This is a genomic window from Stenotrophomonas sp. GW821-FHT01H02A (genome assembly GCF_059422145.1).
In genome coordinates this window covers 110,314-126,399 of the sequence record NZ_JBWKWI010000009.1, presented here as the reverse complement: position 1 = coordinate 126,399, position 16,086 = coordinate 110,314, and the positions used below count along the sequence as shown (strand labels likewise).

The 16,086-nt window shown below is 67.7% G+C and carries 14 protein-coding genes; 8 read left to right on the top strand and 6 right to left on the bottom strand.

The genetic code is table 11. The features are described 5' to 3' along the window. The first annotated feature begins 38 nt into the window (after window positions 1-38). Both polA and AC07WC_RS14540 read left to right on the top strand, forming a co-directional pair. Window positions 39-2,810, top strand: coding sequence for a DNA polymerase I (polA, locus tag AC07WC_RS14545; protein ID WP_495210629.1), 2,772 nt, complete (start codon window positions 39-41; stop codon window positions 2,808-2,810). Between the two features lie 356 nt (window positions 2,811-3,166). Next, entirely contained in the window at window positions 3,167-3,640 is a 474-nt protein-coding gene (locus AC07WC_RS14540; RefSeq protein WP_495210628.1) for a DUF421 domain-containing protein, read from the top strand. Window positions 3,641-3,645: 5 nt separating this feature from the next. Here the strand turns inward: AC07WC_RS14540 and hemF are convergent, their stop codons facing one another. The 5 genes from hemF to AC07WC_RS14515 form a co-directional block, all read right to left on the bottom strand. Continuing rightward, window positions 3,646-4,542, bottom strand: a complete 897-nt coding sequence (hemF, locus tag AC07WC_RS14535) for an oxygen-dependent coproporphyrinogen oxidase (RefSeq protein ID WP_495210627.1) — start codon at window positions 4,540-4,542, stop codon at window positions 3,646-3,648. 51 nt (window positions 4,543-4,593) lie between these two features. After that, entirely contained in the window at window positions 4,594-6,219 is a 1,626-nt protein-coding gene (locus AC07WC_RS14530; RefSeq protein ID WP_495210626.1) for a hypothetical protein, read from the bottom strand. A 51-nt stretch (window positions 6,220-6,270) separates the two neighbouring features. Further along, the gene (locus AC07WC_RS14525) at window positions 6,271-6,834 is read right to left on the bottom strand and encodes a hypothetical protein (RefSeq protein WP_495210625.1); all 564 of its coding nucleotides are present in this window, start codon (window positions 6,832-6,834) and stop codon (window positions 6,271-6,273) included. Between the two features lie 67 nt (window positions 6,835-6,901). Further along, a complete protein-coding gene (locus AC07WC_RS14520; RefSeq protein WP_495210678.1) occupies window positions 6,902-7,321 on the bottom strand; it encodes an NUDIX hydrolase in 420 nt (139 codons plus the stop codon). Window positions 7,322-7,349: 28 nt separating this feature from the next. Next, window positions 7,350-9,716, bottom strand: a complete 2,367-nt coding sequence (locus AC07WC_RS14515; RefSeq protein WP_495210624.1) for a S9 family peptidase — start codon at window positions 9,714-9,716, stop codon at window positions 7,350-7,352. Between the two features lie 198 nt (window positions 9,717-9,914). Here AC07WC_RS14515 and AC07WC_RS14510 point away from each other — a divergent pair, with 198 nt between their 5' ends. Both AC07WC_RS14510 and cydB read left to right on the top strand, forming a co-directional pair. Then, window positions 9,915-11,312 (top strand): cytochrome ubiquinol oxidase subunit I, encoded by a 1,398-nt coding sequence (locus AC07WC_RS14510; protein WP_495210623.1) that lies wholly within the window; start codon window positions 9,915-9,917, stop codon window positions 11,310-11,312. 1 nt (window position 11,313) lies between these two features. Beyond that, on the top strand, window positions 11,314-12,327 hold the full coding sequence (gene cydB / locus AC07WC_RS14505) for a cytochrome d ubiquinol oxidase subunit II (protein ID WP_495210622.1): 1,014 nt from the start codon (window positions 11,314-11,316) through the stop codon (window positions 12,325-12,327). Window positions 12,328-12,824: 497 nt separating this feature from the next. On the opposite strand, the gene AC07WC_RS14500 is transcribed toward cydB, so the two are convergent. Continuing rightward, on the bottom strand, window positions 12,825-13,847 hold the full coding sequence (locus tag AC07WC_RS14500) for a chorismate transformation FkbO/Hyg5 family protein (RefSeq protein ID WP_495210621.1): 1,023 nt from the start codon (window positions 13,845-13,847) through the stop codon (window positions 12,825-12,827). Window positions 13,848-14,028: 181 nt separating this feature from the next. On the opposite strand from AC07WC_RS14500, the gene AC07WC_RS14495 reads away from it, so the two are divergent. Genes AC07WC_RS14495 through AC07WC_RS14480 form a run of 4 tightly spaced genes read left to right on the top strand, consistent with a single transcriptional unit; the run spans window position 14,029 to window position 16,084 of the window. Beyond that, on the top strand, window positions 14,029-14,763 hold the full coding sequence (locus tag AC07WC_RS14495) for a beta-ketoacyl synthase chain length factor (protein WP_495210620.1): 735 nt from the start codon (window positions 14,029-14,031) through the stop codon (window positions 14,761-14,763). Next, window positions 14,756-15,559 (top strand): lysophospholipid acyltransferase family protein, encoded by an 804-nt coding sequence (locus AC07WC_RS14490; protein WP_495210619.1) that lies wholly within the window; start codon window positions 14,756-14,758, stop codon window positions 15,557-15,559. The genes AC07WC_RS14495 and AC07WC_RS14490 overlap by 8 nt, the downstream gene beginning before the upstream one ends. Next, window positions 15,546-15,806, top strand: a complete 261-nt coding sequence (locus AC07WC_RS14485; protein WP_019185497.1) for a phosphopantetheine-binding protein — start codon at window positions 15,546-15,548, stop codon at window positions 15,804-15,806. The genes AC07WC_RS14490 and AC07WC_RS14485 overlap by 14 nt, the downstream gene beginning before the upstream one ends. Window positions 15,807-15,826: 20 nt before the next feature. After that, window positions 15,827-16,084, top strand: coding sequence for an acyl carrier protein (locus AC07WC_RS14480; protein WP_495210618.1), 258 nt, complete (start codon window positions 15,827-15,829; stop codon window positions 16,082-16,084). The last annotated feature ends 2 nt before the right edge of the window (window positions 16,085-16,086 follow it).

Genomic DNA, 16,086 nt, shown 5'->3' with positions numbered 1-16,086 from the left:
GCCGACGACGGTCAGGGCCGGACGCGTAGAATCGTCGCATGAGCCGATTAGTCCTGATTGACGGGTCCAGTTACCTGTATCGCGCGTTCCACGCGCTTCCGCCGCTGACCAATGCGCAGGGTGAGCCCACCGGTGCGCTGTTCGGTGTGGTCAACATGCTGCGCGCCACCCTGAAGGAGCGCCCCGAGTACGTCGCCTTCGTGGTCGATGCGCCTGGCAAGACCTTCCGTGACGACCTGTATGCCGACTACAAGGCCAACCGCCCGCCGATGCCCGACGACCTGCGCCCGCAGGTCGAGCCGATGTGCCGCATCGTCGAAGCGCTGGGCCTGAGCATCCTGCGCATCCCCGGCGTGGAAGCCGACGATGTGATCGGTACGCTGGCCCTGCAGGGCCACCGTGATGGCCTGCAGGTCACCATCTCCACCGGCGACAAGGACTTCGCCCAGCTGGTCCGTCCCGGCATCGAACTGGTCAACACCATGACCGGCAGCCGCATGGATTCGGACGCGGCGGTGATGGAGAAGTTCGGCGTGCGCGCCGACCAGATCGTCGACCTGCTGGCACTGATGGGCGACGCCGTCGACAACGTGCCCGGCGTGGAGAAGTGCGGCCCCAAGACCGCCGCCAAGTGGCTGGCCGAATACCAGCACCTGGAGGGCGTGATCGCCGCGGCCCCGACCATGAAGGGCAAGATCGGCGAGAACCTGCGCGCAGCGCTGGAGCGCCTGCCGCTCAACCGCGAACTGGTCACGATCCGCACCGACGTACCGCTGGAGGTAACGCCGCAGACGCTGCCATTGCGTGAGCCGGACGTGCCGTCGCTGAGCGAGCTGTACCTGCGTTACGGCTTCACCCAGGCCCTCAAGGAGCTGGGTGGCCCCGTGCCGGCCCCGGCCGCTGCCAGCGATGCCCCGGTCAGCCTGCGCGGCACCGCGGCCGGCTACGCCCGTGGCACGGCGGAGGCGGCGGTGGTGCCGGTGGATCCGGCGCTCGCCGCCCCCGGCGAGTACGAGATGGTGCTGACCACCGACCAGCTCGATGCCTGGGTCCAGCGCCTTGCCGATGCCGAGCTGATCTCCTTCGATACCGAGACCGACGCGCTGGACGCGATGCGCGCCAACCTGGTCGGGATCAGCCTGGCAGTCGAGCCGGGCCGGGCCGCCTACATCCCGGTCGGCCACGATTACCCGGGCGCACCGGCCCAGCTGCCGCGTGAGCAGGTGCTCGCGGCGCTCCGCCCGGCCCTGGAAGACCCCGCCAAGAAGAAGCTGGGCCAGCACGGCAAATACGATCTGCACGTGCTGCGCCGCCACGGCGTGAACCTGCAGGGGTATCACGACGACACCATGCTCGAGAGCTTCGTGCTCAATTCCACCGCCACGCGCCATGACATGGACTCGCTGGCGATGCGCTACCTGGGTTACACCACGATCAAGTTCGAAGAGGTGGCCGGCAAGGGCGCCAAGCAGATCTCGTTCTCGCAGGTGGGCCTGGACGAAGCCTGCCGCTACGCGGCCGAAGATGCCGACGTGACCCTGCGCCTGCACCACGCGCTGCAGCCGCAACTGCAGGCCACGCCCTCGCTGGACGGCGTTTACCGCGACATCGAGATGCCGCTGGTGCCGGTGCTGGCCCGGATCGAAGCCAACGGCGTGCATATCGACATGGCCGAGCTGCGCCGGCAGAGCCAGGATCTGGGGTCGCGCATGCTGGCCGCGCAGCAGAAGGCCACCGAGCTGGCCGGGCGCACGTTCAACCTGGATTCCCCCAAGCAGTTGCAGGCCGTGCTGTTTGATGAGCTGCAGCTGCCGGCGCTGGTGAAGACCCCCAAGGGCCAGCCCAGCACCAACGAAGAGGCGCTGGAGGCGATCGCCGAGCAGCACGAGCTGCCGCGGGTGATCCTGGAGTACCGCGGGCTGGCCAAGCTGCGCAGCACTTACACCGACAAGCTGCCGGAGATGATCAACCAGGACACCGGGCGGGTACACACCAGCTACCACCAGTCCGGTGCCGCGACCGGCCGGCTGTCCTCGTCGGACCCGAACCTGCAGAACATCCCGATCCGCGCCGAGGACGGCCGCCGCATCCGCCGCGCCTTCGTCGCGCCGCCGGGCCGAAAGATCCTGGCCTGCGATTACTCGCAGATCGAACTGAGGATCATGGCCCACCTCTCGGAAGATCCCGGCCTGGTGCGGGCCTTCGAGCAGGGCGTGGACGTCCACCGGGCGACCGCGGCCGAAGTCTTCAGCCGCCCCCTGGACGACGTGACCGCCAACGAGCGCCGGGCCGCCAAGGCGATCAACTTCGGGCTCATGTACGGCATGAGCGCGTTCGGGCTGGCCCGCAACCTGGGCATCGACCGAGGCCAGGCGCAGGATTACGTGGCGCTGTACTTCAGCCGCTACCCGGGCGTGCGTGACTTCATGGAGCGGATGCGCCAGCAGGCCCGTGAGCAGGGCTATGTGGAAACCCTGTTCGGCCGCCGCCTGTACCTGAACGACATCAACGCCCGTAACCAGGGGCTGCGCGCCGGCGCTGAACGCGCCGCGATCAACGCACCGATGCAGGGCACCGCGGCGGACATCATCAAGCGCGCCATGGTGAACGTGGACCGCTGGCTGCAGGACCACGACGACCAGGCCAAGATGATTCTGCAGGTGCACGATGAACTGGTGTTTGAAACCGAAAGCAGTTTCCTCGATACCTTGCGTTTGAAAGTGGTGGAACTGATGTCTTCGGCGGCCGAACTGCGGGTCCCGCTGGTGGTGGATGCCGGTGTTGGCGATAACTGGGATGAGGCACATTGAGGCCTGAATCACAGTCAAAAGGCTGAATTGGTTCAGTGCGTCACGATAATCTGACTGTTGGATGAATGTTTCTGTGAAGAGGCCCGGATTAATTGGGCCCCTTCACGAACTATCAATGTTCGGAGTGCTTTGATAGACCTCGACAGGCGCAATGCCTGTTGTGGATCTCTCCCATCCCCTGGAGCAGATCTCGGAACGGGGGCTCCTCCCCAAGCGCCCGTTCCCCGGCCCCGCTAACCTCCCCCTGGTTGGCGGGGCTTTTTATTTGTGGCACCGAAACGGGCCAACCGCGTCGCCAGGCCATTGCCTCGCCGCGGGTGGCGGCCCATGCTGGCCGCACGAGTCCGGGAGAGGCAATGAGCGACCTGTTTGCATTGGCCATGCCGTGGTGGGAATTCATCCTGCGCGCGGTGGTGGTGTACGTGGTGGTCCTCGGCATGGTCCGGCTGTCCGGCAAGCGCGCGCTGGGCCAGATCACGCCGTTCGACGTGCTGCTGATCGTGCTGCTTGGCAACGCGGTGCAGAACGCCCTGCTGGGTGAGGACACGTCGCTGGGCGGCGGCCTGCTGTTGGCGGCGACCCTGATCTCGATCAACTACGGCGTGGGCTGGCTCAGCACGCGCAGCCGACGGGTGGAAACCCTGGTCGAAGGCGAGCCGATCCTGATCGCCCGCGATGGCAAGGTGCTCGATTCAGTCCTCAAGCGCGAACTGGTCACCCCGGCCGACCTGGACGCGGCGATGCGGCAGCAGGGCTGCCTGTCCATCGACGATGTCGCCCTGGCGGTGCTGGAGATCAACGGGCACATCACCATCGTGCCGAAGAAATAACGGCGTTAGAGCCAGTCGCGTGGGACGAGGTAATCCGCCAAACGCGCCTCATCGCTGCCCGGCTCCGGCTGGAAGCCATACTCCCAGCGCACGCGCGGGGGAAGGCTCATCAGGATGCTCTCGCTGCGCCCACCGCTCTGCAGCCCGAACAGGGTGCCACGGTCGTATACCAGGTTGAATTCGACATAGCGGCCGCGCCGGTACAGCTGGAATTCGCGCTCGCGTTCGCCATACGGCGTGTCCTTGCGACGCTCGACCAACGGCAGATAGGCGTCCAGGAAACCATCGCCGACCGCGCGCAGATAGGCGAAGTCGCGCTCGAAATCGCCATGCAGGTCATCGAAGAACAACCCGCCCACGCCGCGCGTTTCGTTGCGATGGCGCAGGAAGAAATACTCATCGCACCAGCGCTTGTGCGCCGCATAGCGCTCCTCGCCGAACGGTGCGCACAGATCGTGCGCGACCTGGTGCCAGTGCCGCACGTCTTCGTCGATCGGGTAGAACGGGGTGAGGTCGAAGCCGCCGCCGAACCAGGACGCCACCGCCACGCCATCGCGTTCGGCGCGGAAGTAGCGCACGTTGGCGTGCGTGGTCGGCAGGTAGGGATTGGCCGGATGGAACACCAGCGAAACGCCGGTCGCACGCCATGACGCGCCGGCCAGCTCAGGCCGGTTCGCCGAGGCCGATGGCGGCAGGCGCGTGCCGGCTACGTCGGAGAACCCGATCCCGGCCTGCTCGAACACCGCGCCCTCGCGCAGGATGCGGGTGCGACCACCGCCACCCTCCGCGCGCTGCCAGAGATCTTCGGCAAAGCGGGCCTGGCCGTCGGCGGTTTCGATCGCCGCACAGATGCGGTCCTGCAGGTCGGTCAGATACGCGCGGACGCGGTCGAAGTCGTTCATGGCACTACTTTACCGCAGGCCGGTGCACGGCCTGCGTGTGCTCACGTGCGCTCAGTGGCCGCCCTTGCGGTTGCTGTTCCGGGTGTTCTTTGTCGTGGCAGGGGCCTCGGCCGGCGCATCGGCGTCGTCGTCCGCGTCGGCCGCCATGCGCTCGGCGATCTGCTCCAGCCCGGCGCTGACCTGCATCAGGCCCCAGTTGCGGGTCGCGTGCACATCGCAGGCGACGTGGGTGCCTTTGCCGTCCTTTGCGCAGATCGCGGCCATCTGCTCGGGCAGCGCCTCGTCACCGGTGTGTTCGTAGACGCTGGCCAGGTTCTCGCAGCCCTCGCGCACGCCGGCGGTGCACAGCTTCAGATAGAACGGTGCCGCCTCGGCCCAGCGGTTGCGCAGCGCCAGCTGATGACCGGCGGCATTGCAGCCCTGCAGCTTGCCGGCCGCGCAGCACGCCTGGGCACCGCCTTCGCGGGCCAGCGTCGGGCAGTCCTGCGGCAGCGGCGTTTCAACGAAGACCACCGGTGCGCTGCACTGCTGCGTGTCGCCGCTGCGTTCGTAGTAGCTGAAGCGGTTCCAGCTGTCCATGCCGATCAGGTTGCCGTTGGCCAGGCGTTTGAACACGAAGTCGTCGCCCTGGTCGTGGCGCACGCGGATGTCGCCATCGACCAGCCGCGCGCGCAGCTTGCCGCCGAAGCCGCTGTCGATCATGCCGCCATTGCCGAACGCCAGGTGGTCCATCAGGCCCTGGCTGGCCAGGTAGCTGCCGCACGGCAGGGACGTGGCTGCCACCGGGCTCAGTGCGTGGGCGTCCAGCCCGGCCAGCGGCGCCGCACGCTCACAGGCGCGCGGGTCTTCGCCACGGGTGCAGGCCCGCTGCAGTGCATCGCGGGCGGCGACCAGGCGGCCGGCGTCCCACAGCGCTTCGGCGGCGTTGGCGCAGAAGGTGCCACGGGTCTGCGCCTGGCAGAGCGTGGTGACCTCATCCAGTTGCGCGGCCGGCAAGGGGGATGCATCGGCTGCACTCAGGCCACCGAGCAGGGCCTTGGCCAGGGCCTGTCCCAGGGCATCGCGCGCCGCCTCCATGCAGGCCGCTTCGTCGTACTCCGTGGACGCCGGCTTGCAGACCTCCGGTTCGGGCAGATCCGGGGCATCGCCCTGCGTCGCGGCCAGCGTGTTGGCCTCGCGCGCTTCGGACTGGAAATTGGCCAGCAGGCGCTTGCAGGCGGCCGGCACGCCCTCGCGGCACCACTGCCGGAGGTCATCGTTGCTGGCGAACAGCGTGTCCTTCAGGCAGGTGCCGATCTCGGCCCGGCACGACGCGGCCGGAAACACCGCCGCAGGCCGGCAGCTGGCCGCCTTCTGCAACCGGTACGTGTTGTAACGGTCGCTGAGGCGGCGACCGCCGTCCTCCGCTGTCAGCGAGCCGACGCCGCCGTTGTCCAGGTCGGCCAGCTTCAGCTCCTTGCCGAGGCGGCTGAGCAGGTACGGCTCGGGGGCCTGCCCGGGAATCTGGCGCACGCCCTCGTTGGCGCTGCGCAGGGTCAGCGTGGTGCCGGTGTCTTCGTCCACGAACGTGCCACAGACCATGGCCTGGGCGGCCGCCGGCAGGCTCACCGCCGTGAGCAGGGTGAACAGGGTCGCGCGCCAGCCATGGCGGCGCAGAAGGGGGAGGGAAGCAGTCACACCATCATCCTTGCAGGTCGTGCAGCGCACGGAGCGCCGCGGGGGGAAATGTCAGCGGCGGAACAGCGCGCGTACATCGGGGGCGCACAGGCGCACGATCAGCCAGCCGTGGAGCACCGCGAATGCGGCAGCGGTCAGTCCCATCGATCCGCCCCAGATCACGCGCAGCACGCGCAGGTCTCTGCGCAGCTGCAGTATCTCCAGCGAATAGGTATCGGCCGGAAGCTGCGCCAGCAGGTGGCGGAAAGCATCGTCGACCGCCCACACCACCACCCCGTTGAGCACGGCGGTGACGGCGAGCAGCGCCACGAACGATCCCCACGCCCAGCGCCAGCGGCGCAGCATGCCCCAGCACGCCACCACGCCGACCAGACTGGCCAGGCACAGCAGCACGTTGGCCAGCACCGGGTGGCTCAGCAGCCAGTGCACCGAGCCGGGCAACCAGCCGAGGTCCTTGTCGGCCAACAGCGCCCGCAGGGCCTCCACTCCCGACAACGGAATCGAGATCAGCGCCAGCACCGCCCACAGCGCAGCCGATGCAAGACAGACCAGCAGGACGGATTTCAGCAGCGGCGCCAGGAACGCAGGCGCACCGTCCCCGCTGGGGCGGGGCATGGCGGTAGGCAATTGCGGGGGAAGCGACGCTGACATCCGGTGTCCTGGTTGGGGCAGGCCGCAACGTCTAGGTCGCCGCCACCGCGTTCGCGGCCGCGGGCAGGATATGGTCTGCACTCAGCGGTGCCAAGCGCCGACCATGCGGCGGGTGCAACGGCACCCAGGCCAGTTCGGCGATCTCGGCCTGCGCGCGGGGCGTACCGGTGACCGCCACCAGGAACGCGTGGGCACGCACCCGGTGCCCGGTTTCGTGCACCGCCCAGGCTTCGAACCGGCCCAGCGGCACGGCACTGGCAGGCTCCAGGGTGACCCCGAGTTCTTCGTACAGTTCACGCGCCAGGGCGACCAAGGGCGCTTCGCCGGGTTCGGGTTTGCCGCCGGGCTGGATGAAGGTCTCCGAGCCCTGTTTGCGCACCACCAGCACGCGGCCATCGGGATCGAAAACGACCGCGGCGACGATATCGATCGTCGCCGCGGCGTGCTGCACGTCAGTGGGAACCGACGTCATCGCTGGCTTACTTCAGGTTCTCTTCGAACAGCTTGAGGATGCGCTTGTACTGGTCCAGCCAGGAATCGGCGCGCACATAGCCGTGGCGTTCCAGCGGATACGGCGCGATCGTCCAGTTGTCCTTGTGCAGCTCGATCAGCTTCTGGGTGAGGTTGACCGAGTCCTGGAAGAACACGTTGTCGTCCATCATCCCGTGCGCGATCAGCAGGTGGTCCTGCAGGCCGTCGGCGTATTCGATCGGCGACGATTTGCGGTACGCCTCCGGGTCGATATCCGGGGTGTTGAGGATGTTGGCGGTGTAGCCGTGGTTGTACTGGTGCCAGTCGACCACCGGGCGCAGCGCGGCGCCGGCCTTGAACGTGCCCGGCGAGCGGAACAGCGCCATGAAGGTCATGAAGCCGCCGTAGGAACCGCCGTAGATGCCGGCGTGGTCACGGTCGCCCTGTTTGGTCTCGACCAGCCAGTCCAGGCCGTCCTTGTAGTCCTCCAGTTCCGGGTGGCCCATGTTGCGGTAGATCGCCGTACGCCAGTCGCGGCCGTAGCCGGCACTGCCGCGGTAATCCATGTCCAGCACCACGTAGCCCTTCTGCACCAGCAGGTTGTGGAACATCTGCTCGCGGAAGTAGGCCGGGTACTGCTGGTGCACGTTCTGCAGGTAACCGGCGCCGTGCACGAACATGGCGATCGGGTACTGCTTGCCCGGCTCGAAGGTCTCCGGGCCGTAGTACTTGGCCCAGACCACGCCGGCGCCGTGCTTGGACGGCACCTGCACCAGCTTGGGCTGGATCCATTCGCGCGCCTTGAACTCGGCGGTGCGGGTATCGGTCAGCACCTTGGCCTGGCCACCGGCGGTGGGCACCACGGCCAACTGGGTCGGCAGATAGGCACCGGAGTAACGCACCAGCAGCTGCTGGCCGTCCGGGGACAGCGAGAAGTCCTCCACGCCGTTGAGCGAGGTCAGCTCACGCACCTGCCTGCTGGCGTTGTCGACCGCGCACACTTCGTAGTCGCCCGGCGACTGCTGGTTGCACAGGAAGTAGAAGCCACGACCATCGGCGCTGGGCACCGGCATCGAGGTTTCCCACTTGCCGCCGGTCAGCGCCTGCGGCCTGGCCGTGCCCTGCTGGGTGTACAGGTGCGAGTAGCCGGATTCTTCGGACAGCAGCCACAGCGTGCGGTTGTCGTTGGACCAGCCGAAATCGTTGAAGCTCCAGTTGATCCAGGCGCTGTCGGTCAGGCGATGACGCGTCTCCAGCTTGCCGCTGGTCGGGGTCACGCTGGCGATCCAGCGGTCCTTGTTGTCATTGGCACGCAGCATGATCGCGGCCTGCTGGCCATCGGGACTCCAGCGGATGCCGGGCGCGCCGGGGCCACCCAGCACTTCCACCGGGCGGTTGCCCTTCAGCGCGTCCTTGCCGGCGGCCTTGCGCAGCGCGGCCAGCGGATCGGTGGCGATGCCCGGCAGGCCGTCCAGCGACAGCGGCTTGACCGTGCCGGCCACGGCATCGACCAGCCACAGCGCGTTCGGCTCCGGATCGTTGCGGCCCACGCGGGTGCGGGTGTCCTCGAACTCTTCGTAACCCGATTCGGTCACGTACTTGGGCATCTTGCCGCCGCGGCCTTCATCGAAGCTCTTCGGCTTGGTGACCACGATCAGGGTGCGCGCATCGGGCGAGAGCACGCTGTCGACGATCTCCACGTCGGCGCCCAGATACACCGGGCCCGGCGCGCGGGTGCCGTCGGCACGGCGCCAGCTGGCTTCCTGCGCCTTGAGCGCCTCGCGCTGGGCGCGGTCGTTGCGCAGCGTGGCCAGGGTGCGCAGCTGCTGCTCGCGCAGGGTGTCGGCCTTGGGCGCATCGTCCGGGTTCTTCTCGGCCTTCAGGCTGGCCACCTGCTGCACGCCGGCGGCGGCGGTCCAATGGAACCAGTTCTGGCCGGTGCGCCAGATCACGCCGCCGTCGCGGGCAAAATTGACCGCGCCGGACTTCTCGGTGCTGCGGGTCAGCTGGGTGAGGGCACCGCTGCGCAGGTCGCGCACGAACACATCGCCATTGCGGACGAAGGCCGAGCGCTGGCGGGCGCTGTCGTAGACCGGGCTGTCCACGTCCAGGGTGCCGCGCTGGTCATCGCCGACCTGCGCGGCCACGCCACCGGCGACCGGCTGGCGGAAGGTGTCGCGCACCGGGCTGCCGGTGCGCTTGAGCTGGTATTCGACCTGCTGGCTGTTCCAGGACCACCAGGCGCTTTCCACCGGCGGACCGATCCAGTCCGGGTCGGCCATGGCCTGCTCGATGGTGATCGGCGTCGGCGCCGCGTGGGCAGCACCGCCAAGGGCGGCAAGCAGCAGCAGGGACAAAGGCAGCGTTCTGGGCATTGCGGGCAGCACCAATGAGGAAAACCCGCCAAGCGTAGCAGCCGCAAGGGCCGCCCGAAGGGGCCACAGGTCATGGGAGGCGCCCTGCGCCCGACCCACCTGCGACAAAGTGAAGCAGCGCGTCACCGGGTCGCATGTGCCTTTCACGGATACCGGCCCAGACTGGTGCGGATTCCAGAAGCCAGTCGGAGGCGTCTCTTGGACGCGTTGTTGTTGTCCCGGATCCAGTTCGGGTTCGTCATCAGTTTCCACGTACTGTTCCCGGCGTTCACGATCGGTACCGCCAGTTGGCTGGCCTTTGTCGAATCGCGCTGGCTGCGCACCGGCAATCCGGTCTGGCGCGAGCTGTATTTCTTCTGGCAGAAGATCTTCGCCGTGTCCTTCGGCATGGGCGTGGTCAGCGGCATCGTCATGGCCTTCCAGTTCGGCACCAACTGGCCGCGGCTGAGCGAGGTCGCCGGGACGGTGATCGGGCCGCTGCTGACCTATGAAGTGCTGACCGCGTTCTTCCTGGAGGCCAGCTTCCTGGGCGTGATGATGTTCGGCTGGGGCAAGGTCTCGCCGCGCCTGCACTTCTTCTCCACCTGCATGGTGGCGCTGGGCACGCTGGTCTCCACGTTCTGGATCCTGTCCTCCAACAGCTGGCTGCAGACCCCGGCCGGCTACGAGATCATCGACGGCATCGTGCACCCGCAGGACTGGTGGCAGGTGGTGTTCAACCCCTCCTTCCCGTACCGCCTGGCGCACATGGCGCTGGGTTCGTTCATCACCACCTGCTTCGTGATCGGCGGCGTGGGCGCGTGGTACCTGCGCAAGGACGTGCACCGCGAGGCAGGGCGCAAGATGCTGCTGGCGGCGGTGGGGTTCGCCGCGCTGACGGTGCCGGTGCAGATCTTCGTCGGTGACATGCATGGCCTGAACACGCTCAAGCACCAGCCGATGAAGATCGCGGCGATGGAAGCGCACTGGCATTCCGAAGGCGAGGGCAAGGGCGTGCCGCTGGTGGTGTTCGCCGTGCCCAACGAGAAGGCCGAGCGCAATGACTACGAGATCGCGATCCCGCGCCTGGGCAGCCTGATCCTCACCCATTCGCTGGACGGGACCTTCGACCCGCTGACCTCGGTACCCGCCAGTGAACGGCCGCCGGTGGTGCCGGTGTTCTTCGCGTTCCGGGTGATGGTCGGGCTCGGCACCCTGATGCTGCTGCTGGCCTGGGTCTCGGCGTTCCAGTGGTGGCGCGGCAAGCTGCTGCAGTCGCGGTGGCTGATCCGCGGCTGGAACTGGATGCTGCCCAGCGGCTTCATCGCGCTGATTTCCGGCTGGTTCGTGACCGAGATGGGCCGGCAACCGTGGGTGGTCTATGGCGTACTGCGCACCGCTGATGCGGTAGGCCCGCAGAGCGCATGGATGACCGCGCTGTCGCTCGGCGTGTACATCGTCGGCTATGCGTTCGTGTTCGGCTGGGGCGTCTGGTACCTGGTGAAGATCATCCGCACCGGTCCCAAGCCGCATGACCCGGCCCCAGCCCTGGATGCCGGCAGCCATACCCCGGCGCGGCCGCTGTCCGGCGCCGATGAACCGCTGGAGGAGCGCTGAGATGGAGATGACGACCTGGCTGCCTGTGGCATGGTTCGCGGTGATCGGCTTTGGCGTGCTGATGTACGTGGTGCTGGATGGCTTCGTGCTCGGCATCGGCATCCTCGCGCCGATGGCCGAGGATGAAGAACAGCTCGACATCATGATGAACACCGCCGCGCCGATCTGGGACGGCAACGAAACCTGGCTGGTACTGGGCGGGGCCGGGCTGATGGCAGCGTTCCCGAAGGCCTACGCCGCGCTGCTCTCGGCGCTGTACCTGCCGGTGCTGCTGCTGGTCGTGGCGCTGGTATTCCGCGGCGTGGCGTTTGAGTTCCGCTTCAAGGCGCACCGCTCGCGCAAGCTGTGGAGCGTGGCGTTCGGCCTGGGTTCGCTGCTGGCCGCGTTCGCGCAGGGCGTGATCCTGGGCGCACTCGTCCAGGGCCTGCAGGTCGTGGACGGCCGGTATGTCGGCGGCGCCTTCAGTTGGTTCAGCCCGTTCTCGATGCTCACCGGCGCTGCCGTGGTGTTCGGTTACGCGCTGTTGGGCAGCACTTGGCTGATCCTCAAGACCGAAGGCCGCGAGCAGACCTTCGCGCGCACCTTGACCCGCCCGCTGGTGGTCGCCGTGATCGTGTTCATGGGCCTGGTCAGCGCGTGGCTGCCGTTCCTGGATTCGCGCCTGATGGCGCGCTGGTTCAGCGATGGCAACTTCTGGTGGCTCTCGCCGGTGCCATTGCTGACCTTGGCGGTCGCCACGGCGCTATGGCGCAGCGCGATGCACCCCAGGCGCGATCTGCCGCCGTTCCTGCTGACGCTGGCCCTGTTCGTGCTCGGCTTCATCGGCCTGGTGCTGGGCATGTGGCCGTACCTGCTGCCGCCCAGCATGACGTTGTGGCAGGCCGCCGCGCCGGCCTCGTCGCTGAGCTTCAGCCTGGTCGGGCTGGTGATCCTGCTGCCGGTGATCCTGGGCTACACGGCGTGGTCGTACCGGGTGTTCCGCGGCAAGGTGCGCGCGGATGTGGGGTATCACTGAGGTAAGCGTGGTGGCTGCTACCGGTTCCATGTGGGCGAGGGCGTTCAGACCCTGCCGGGACGCGCCGTAAACCCATCCATGGGGGACCGTTGGAGCGGCATCCATGCCGCTCCAACGGTCCCGGCAGGGGCTGACCGCCCTCGCCCGGCAGAGTCTGCGTGGTCGGTTGGAAGAAGCCAGCCGCAAAAGAAGGGTCAAGGGCAGCCGATTCAAGAGCAGCCGACCAGCGGGTCGGCTCTACCAGAGCCAGAGCCACAGCGAGAGATCGCCTTATTCATCGAGAAAAAGTGTCAGGCAACCGATCGGGCGCCGTCTGCTTTTGATGTTACCCATGCGCACCAGCCAACTGTCGAAGGGGCGGTGTGGGTGGGGTGGCGGGACCATGTGTTGCCATGGATGGCAACACATGGGCTTACATGGACGTACTTGCAGCGGGTCCCGATACCCCACCCACGCCGACCCAGCCCAGGTACGACCGGAAAACCAAGGCTTTTGGCTCAGCCGTGCAGCCCCTCGATCTCCACCAGCAGCTCCGCGCGACACACCTCGGCGTGCAGGACCACGAACGGCGGCGCCGTCGGCAGCGCGGCCATCTGCGCCGCCACCGCGCCCATGTCCTCCGCGCGCCGCACATACACCTTCAGCACCGACGTCGAACCCAGCACCGGTGACAACGACGGCCGCTGACCGCGCGCCGTATCCACCAGACTCTGCAGATTCGTCAGCGTCTCCCGCAACTGCTCATCCACCGCCCCGGTGTGCTGCGACACATGCCCCACGATCGCCGCCGTCCCCGACTGCAGCAACGGCAGGCCCGTGGCCAGCGGCGGCAGCAGCGCCCGCGAAAAACTCGGCGACTGCGGGCCGTACTGGCGCGGGTAGCGGAACGCACTGACCTGGCGCGGATTCTCCAGCGGCTGGCCGGGCTCGCGCGCCGCCAGCCAATACACCTGCAGGCGGCGCTCGCCATCGAAACGACCAATGCAGGTCGCCGCCGGCAGCGCGGCCTCGTCCAGCTCACGCAGGCCGCGTACGCGGCCCACGCAGAAGCGCCGATAGCGTTCCTGATCGCCGTCGCCCTCGGTCACCGCGTCCAGGTAGTTCCAGGTCCGCAGCAGATGCGGGTAGCCGCAGCGCGACAGGAATGCGCTCATCCGGGCGTAGGCCTCGGCCGCGGCGGTCTCGATGTCGCTGTCGACCTCGTCGATCTCCAGCACCCCGAACAGCAGGGTCTCGTTGTGCGACCAGCGCACCCCGTCCGTGACCCCGTGCTCGACCGGCGTGCCGCCACGCCAGACCTCGATCCGTGCCGGACCCTGCTCGGCCAGTGGCACCTGCAGCCAGCGGGGGTCGTCAAGCGCGGCGGGGTTCAGGCCGAAACCGAACACGGCCAGCGTCTGGGGATCGGCCAGCGCGGCCGCGCGCTGCGCCGCCGGGACGTAGGCCGCATGGAACAACGCAGGTCCGGAGGAAAGGGAAGCGACTGCCGGGGCCGTTGCGTTGTCGATCGCGTTGCTCATTTCAGAATGTGAATGCTGCCAGTGCCGAGAGTGTCATGATAGCGTGCGCTCCTTTCTCGGCACCGCCACCGGTGCCAGGCGATGTCGACGACAGGCGTGGAGTGGCTGGCATGGGGGGCCGTTCTGCGTTGCCACCATGGCTCGTGCCTTCTCTTGGTACCCATCCATCATGTTGGCGGGAATGATTGAGTTTTCTGTAATCGATTGGGCGGCGTGGGCGCCGGGCCTCACCACCCGCGAGCAATGGCAGGCGTGGGCACAGGATCCCTGGTTGCCGACCGGCGAGGACACGCCTGCGCTGTCCGAAATACCCGCCATGCAGCGCCGCCGCATCGAGCGGCTGGGACGCATGGCGATCCAGACCGCGTGCTGGTGCGAGCAGCCCGACGACGGCGGCCAGGTGCCGCTGGTGTTCGCCTCGCGCCATGGTGACGTGGCCCGTTCGATGGAGTTGCTGGAGACCCTCAGCGCGGACCAGCCGATGTCGCCGACCGGCTTCGGCCTCTCGGTGCACAACGCGATCGCCGCGCTGTACTCGATCGCCCGCCGACATCGCGGCAACTATCTGGCCTTGGCGGCCGGCCGGGCCACGGTCGAAACCGCGTGCGTCGAGGCCTTCGGGCTGCTCGCCGACGGGGCGCAGGAGGTGCGGTTGGTGGTCTATGAGTCACCGCTGCCCCCGGTGTATGCCGACTTTGCCGACGAGCCCGACCCGTTCTTCGCCTGGTGCTGGCGGCTGGGCCCGGCGGCGGGTCCGGGCACCCGGCTCTCGCTGGGCTGGGGCGCCGGTGGTGCAGACCGGCCTTCCAGCGGATTGCCGCATGGCCTGGAGGCGCTGCGTTTCCTGCTGGCCGGAGCGCCCGCCCTGGCGCTGGATGCCGATGGCCAGCACTGGCGCTGGCAGCGCCATGGCTGAGCGCTGGGCGGCCCGGATCAACCATGCCTGGCGGGTGCTGGGCACGGGGCTGAGCTTTGCCGCCTTCGGGATCGGCGGGCTGGTCCTGGGCGGATTGCTGTTCCTGTCCCTGTTGCTGGTGCGCGACCCGGTGCGCCGGCGGGTGCTGGCGCGGCGCCTGGTCCAGGCCGGTTTCGCCACCCACGTCGGCCTGATGCACCGGCTGGGGCTGATGACCTATGAAATCCGCGGGGGCGAGCGCCTGCAGCGCAACGGCCTGCTGATCCTGGCCAACCATCCGACCCTGATCGATGTGGTGCTGCTGATCGCCCAACTGCCCAATGCCGACTGTGTGGTCAAGCAGGCCGTGGCGCGCAATCCCTTCATGCGCGGCCCGGTCCGTGCGGCCGGTTACGTGTCCAACGATGATGGGGCCGGACTGGTGGACGACTGCATCGCCGCGGTCCAGGCCGGCGGCAACCTGGTGATCTTCCCGGAGGGCACCCGGACCGTGCCGGGCCAGCCGCTGCGGTTGCAGCGCGGGGCCGCCAACATCGCGGTGCGGGGGCGACTGGACATCACGCCGGTCCGGATCACCTGCACCCCGCCGACCCTGACCAAGGGCCAGAAATGGTATCGTGTGCCATCACGGCGATTTCACGTTCAGCTGGAAGTCGGGGAGGATCTCCCGATTGCCCCGTTCCTGAACGAGACCGGCGATGCGCCCAGGGGGGATGCCTTGGCGGCCAGGCGTGTGACCGATCATCTTGCCCATTACTTCGACTTCGCTGGAGACCCGACCCGTGCAGGCACTTGAGCACGAGATCAAGGAATTGATCATTTCATCGCTTTCACTGGAAGACATCACTCCCGAAGACATCGATTCCGCCGCCCCGCTGTTCGTGGAGGGGCTGGGCCTGGATTCGATCGACGCGCTGGAACTTGGATTGGCCCTGCAGAAAAAGTACGGTGTCAGCCTGTCAGCCGATTCGGAAGAGACCCGTCGCCATTTCTCCAGCGTGCGTGCCCTGAGCGAGTTTGTCGCCGCACGCCAGCCGTCCTAACGGCGCGTCAGGATTTACCCATGACCAAGAACGAACTTTTCGAGCGCATCGTCAAGATCCTCAAGGACAGCTTTGAGATCGAGCCGAACCGCATCACGCCCGCCGCGCGGCTGTACGACGACCTGGACATCGACAGCATCGACGCGGTCGACCTGATCGTGCAGCTCAAGCCGCTGCTCGGCCGCAATCTGCAGCCGGAAGCCTTCAAGCAGGTGCGGACCGTGCAGGACATCGTGGACGTGGTGCACGGGCTGCTGCCCGGTCAAGCGGCCGCCTGACG

Coding starts and splice junctions, on each gene's coding strand:
- polA (WP_495210629.1), top strand. CDS start 39: ATGAGCCGATTAGTCCTGATTGACGGGTCCAGTTACCTGTATCGCGCG.
- AC07WC_RS14540 (WP_495210628.1), top strand. CDS start 3,167: ATGAGCGACCTGTTTGCATTGGCCATGCCGTGGTGGGAATTCATCCTG.
- hemF (WP_495210627.1), bottom strand. CDS start 4,542: ATGAACGACTTCGACCGCGTCCGCGCGTATCTGACCGACCTGCAGGAC.
- AC07WC_RS14525 (WP_495210625.1), bottom strand. CDS start 6,834: ATGCCCCGCCCCAGCGGGGACGGTGCGCCTGCGTTCCTGGCGCCGCTG.
- AC07WC_RS14515 (WP_495210624.1), bottom strand. CDS start 9,716: ATGCCCAGAACGCTGCCTTTGTCCCTGCTGCTGCTTGCCGCCCTTGGC.
- cydB (WP_495210622.1), top strand. CDS start 11,314: ATGGAGATGACGACCTGGCTGCCTGTGGCATGGTTCGCGGTGATCGGC.
- AC07WC_RS14500 (WP_495210621.1), bottom strand. CDS start 13,847: ATGAGCAACGCGATCGACAACGCAACGGCCCCGGCAGTCGCTTCCCTT.
- AC07WC_RS14495 (WP_495210620.1), top strand. CDS start 14,029: ATGATTGAGTTTTCTGTAATCGATTGGGCGGCGTGGGCGCCGGGCCTC.
- AC07WC_RS14490 (WP_495210619.1), top strand. CDS start 14,756: ATGGCTGAGCGCTGGGCGGCCCGGATCAACCATGCCTGGCGGGTGCTG.
- AC07WC_RS14480 (WP_495210618.1), top strand. CDS start 15,827: ATGACCAAGAACGAACTTTTCGAGCGCATCGTCAAGATCCTCAAGGAC.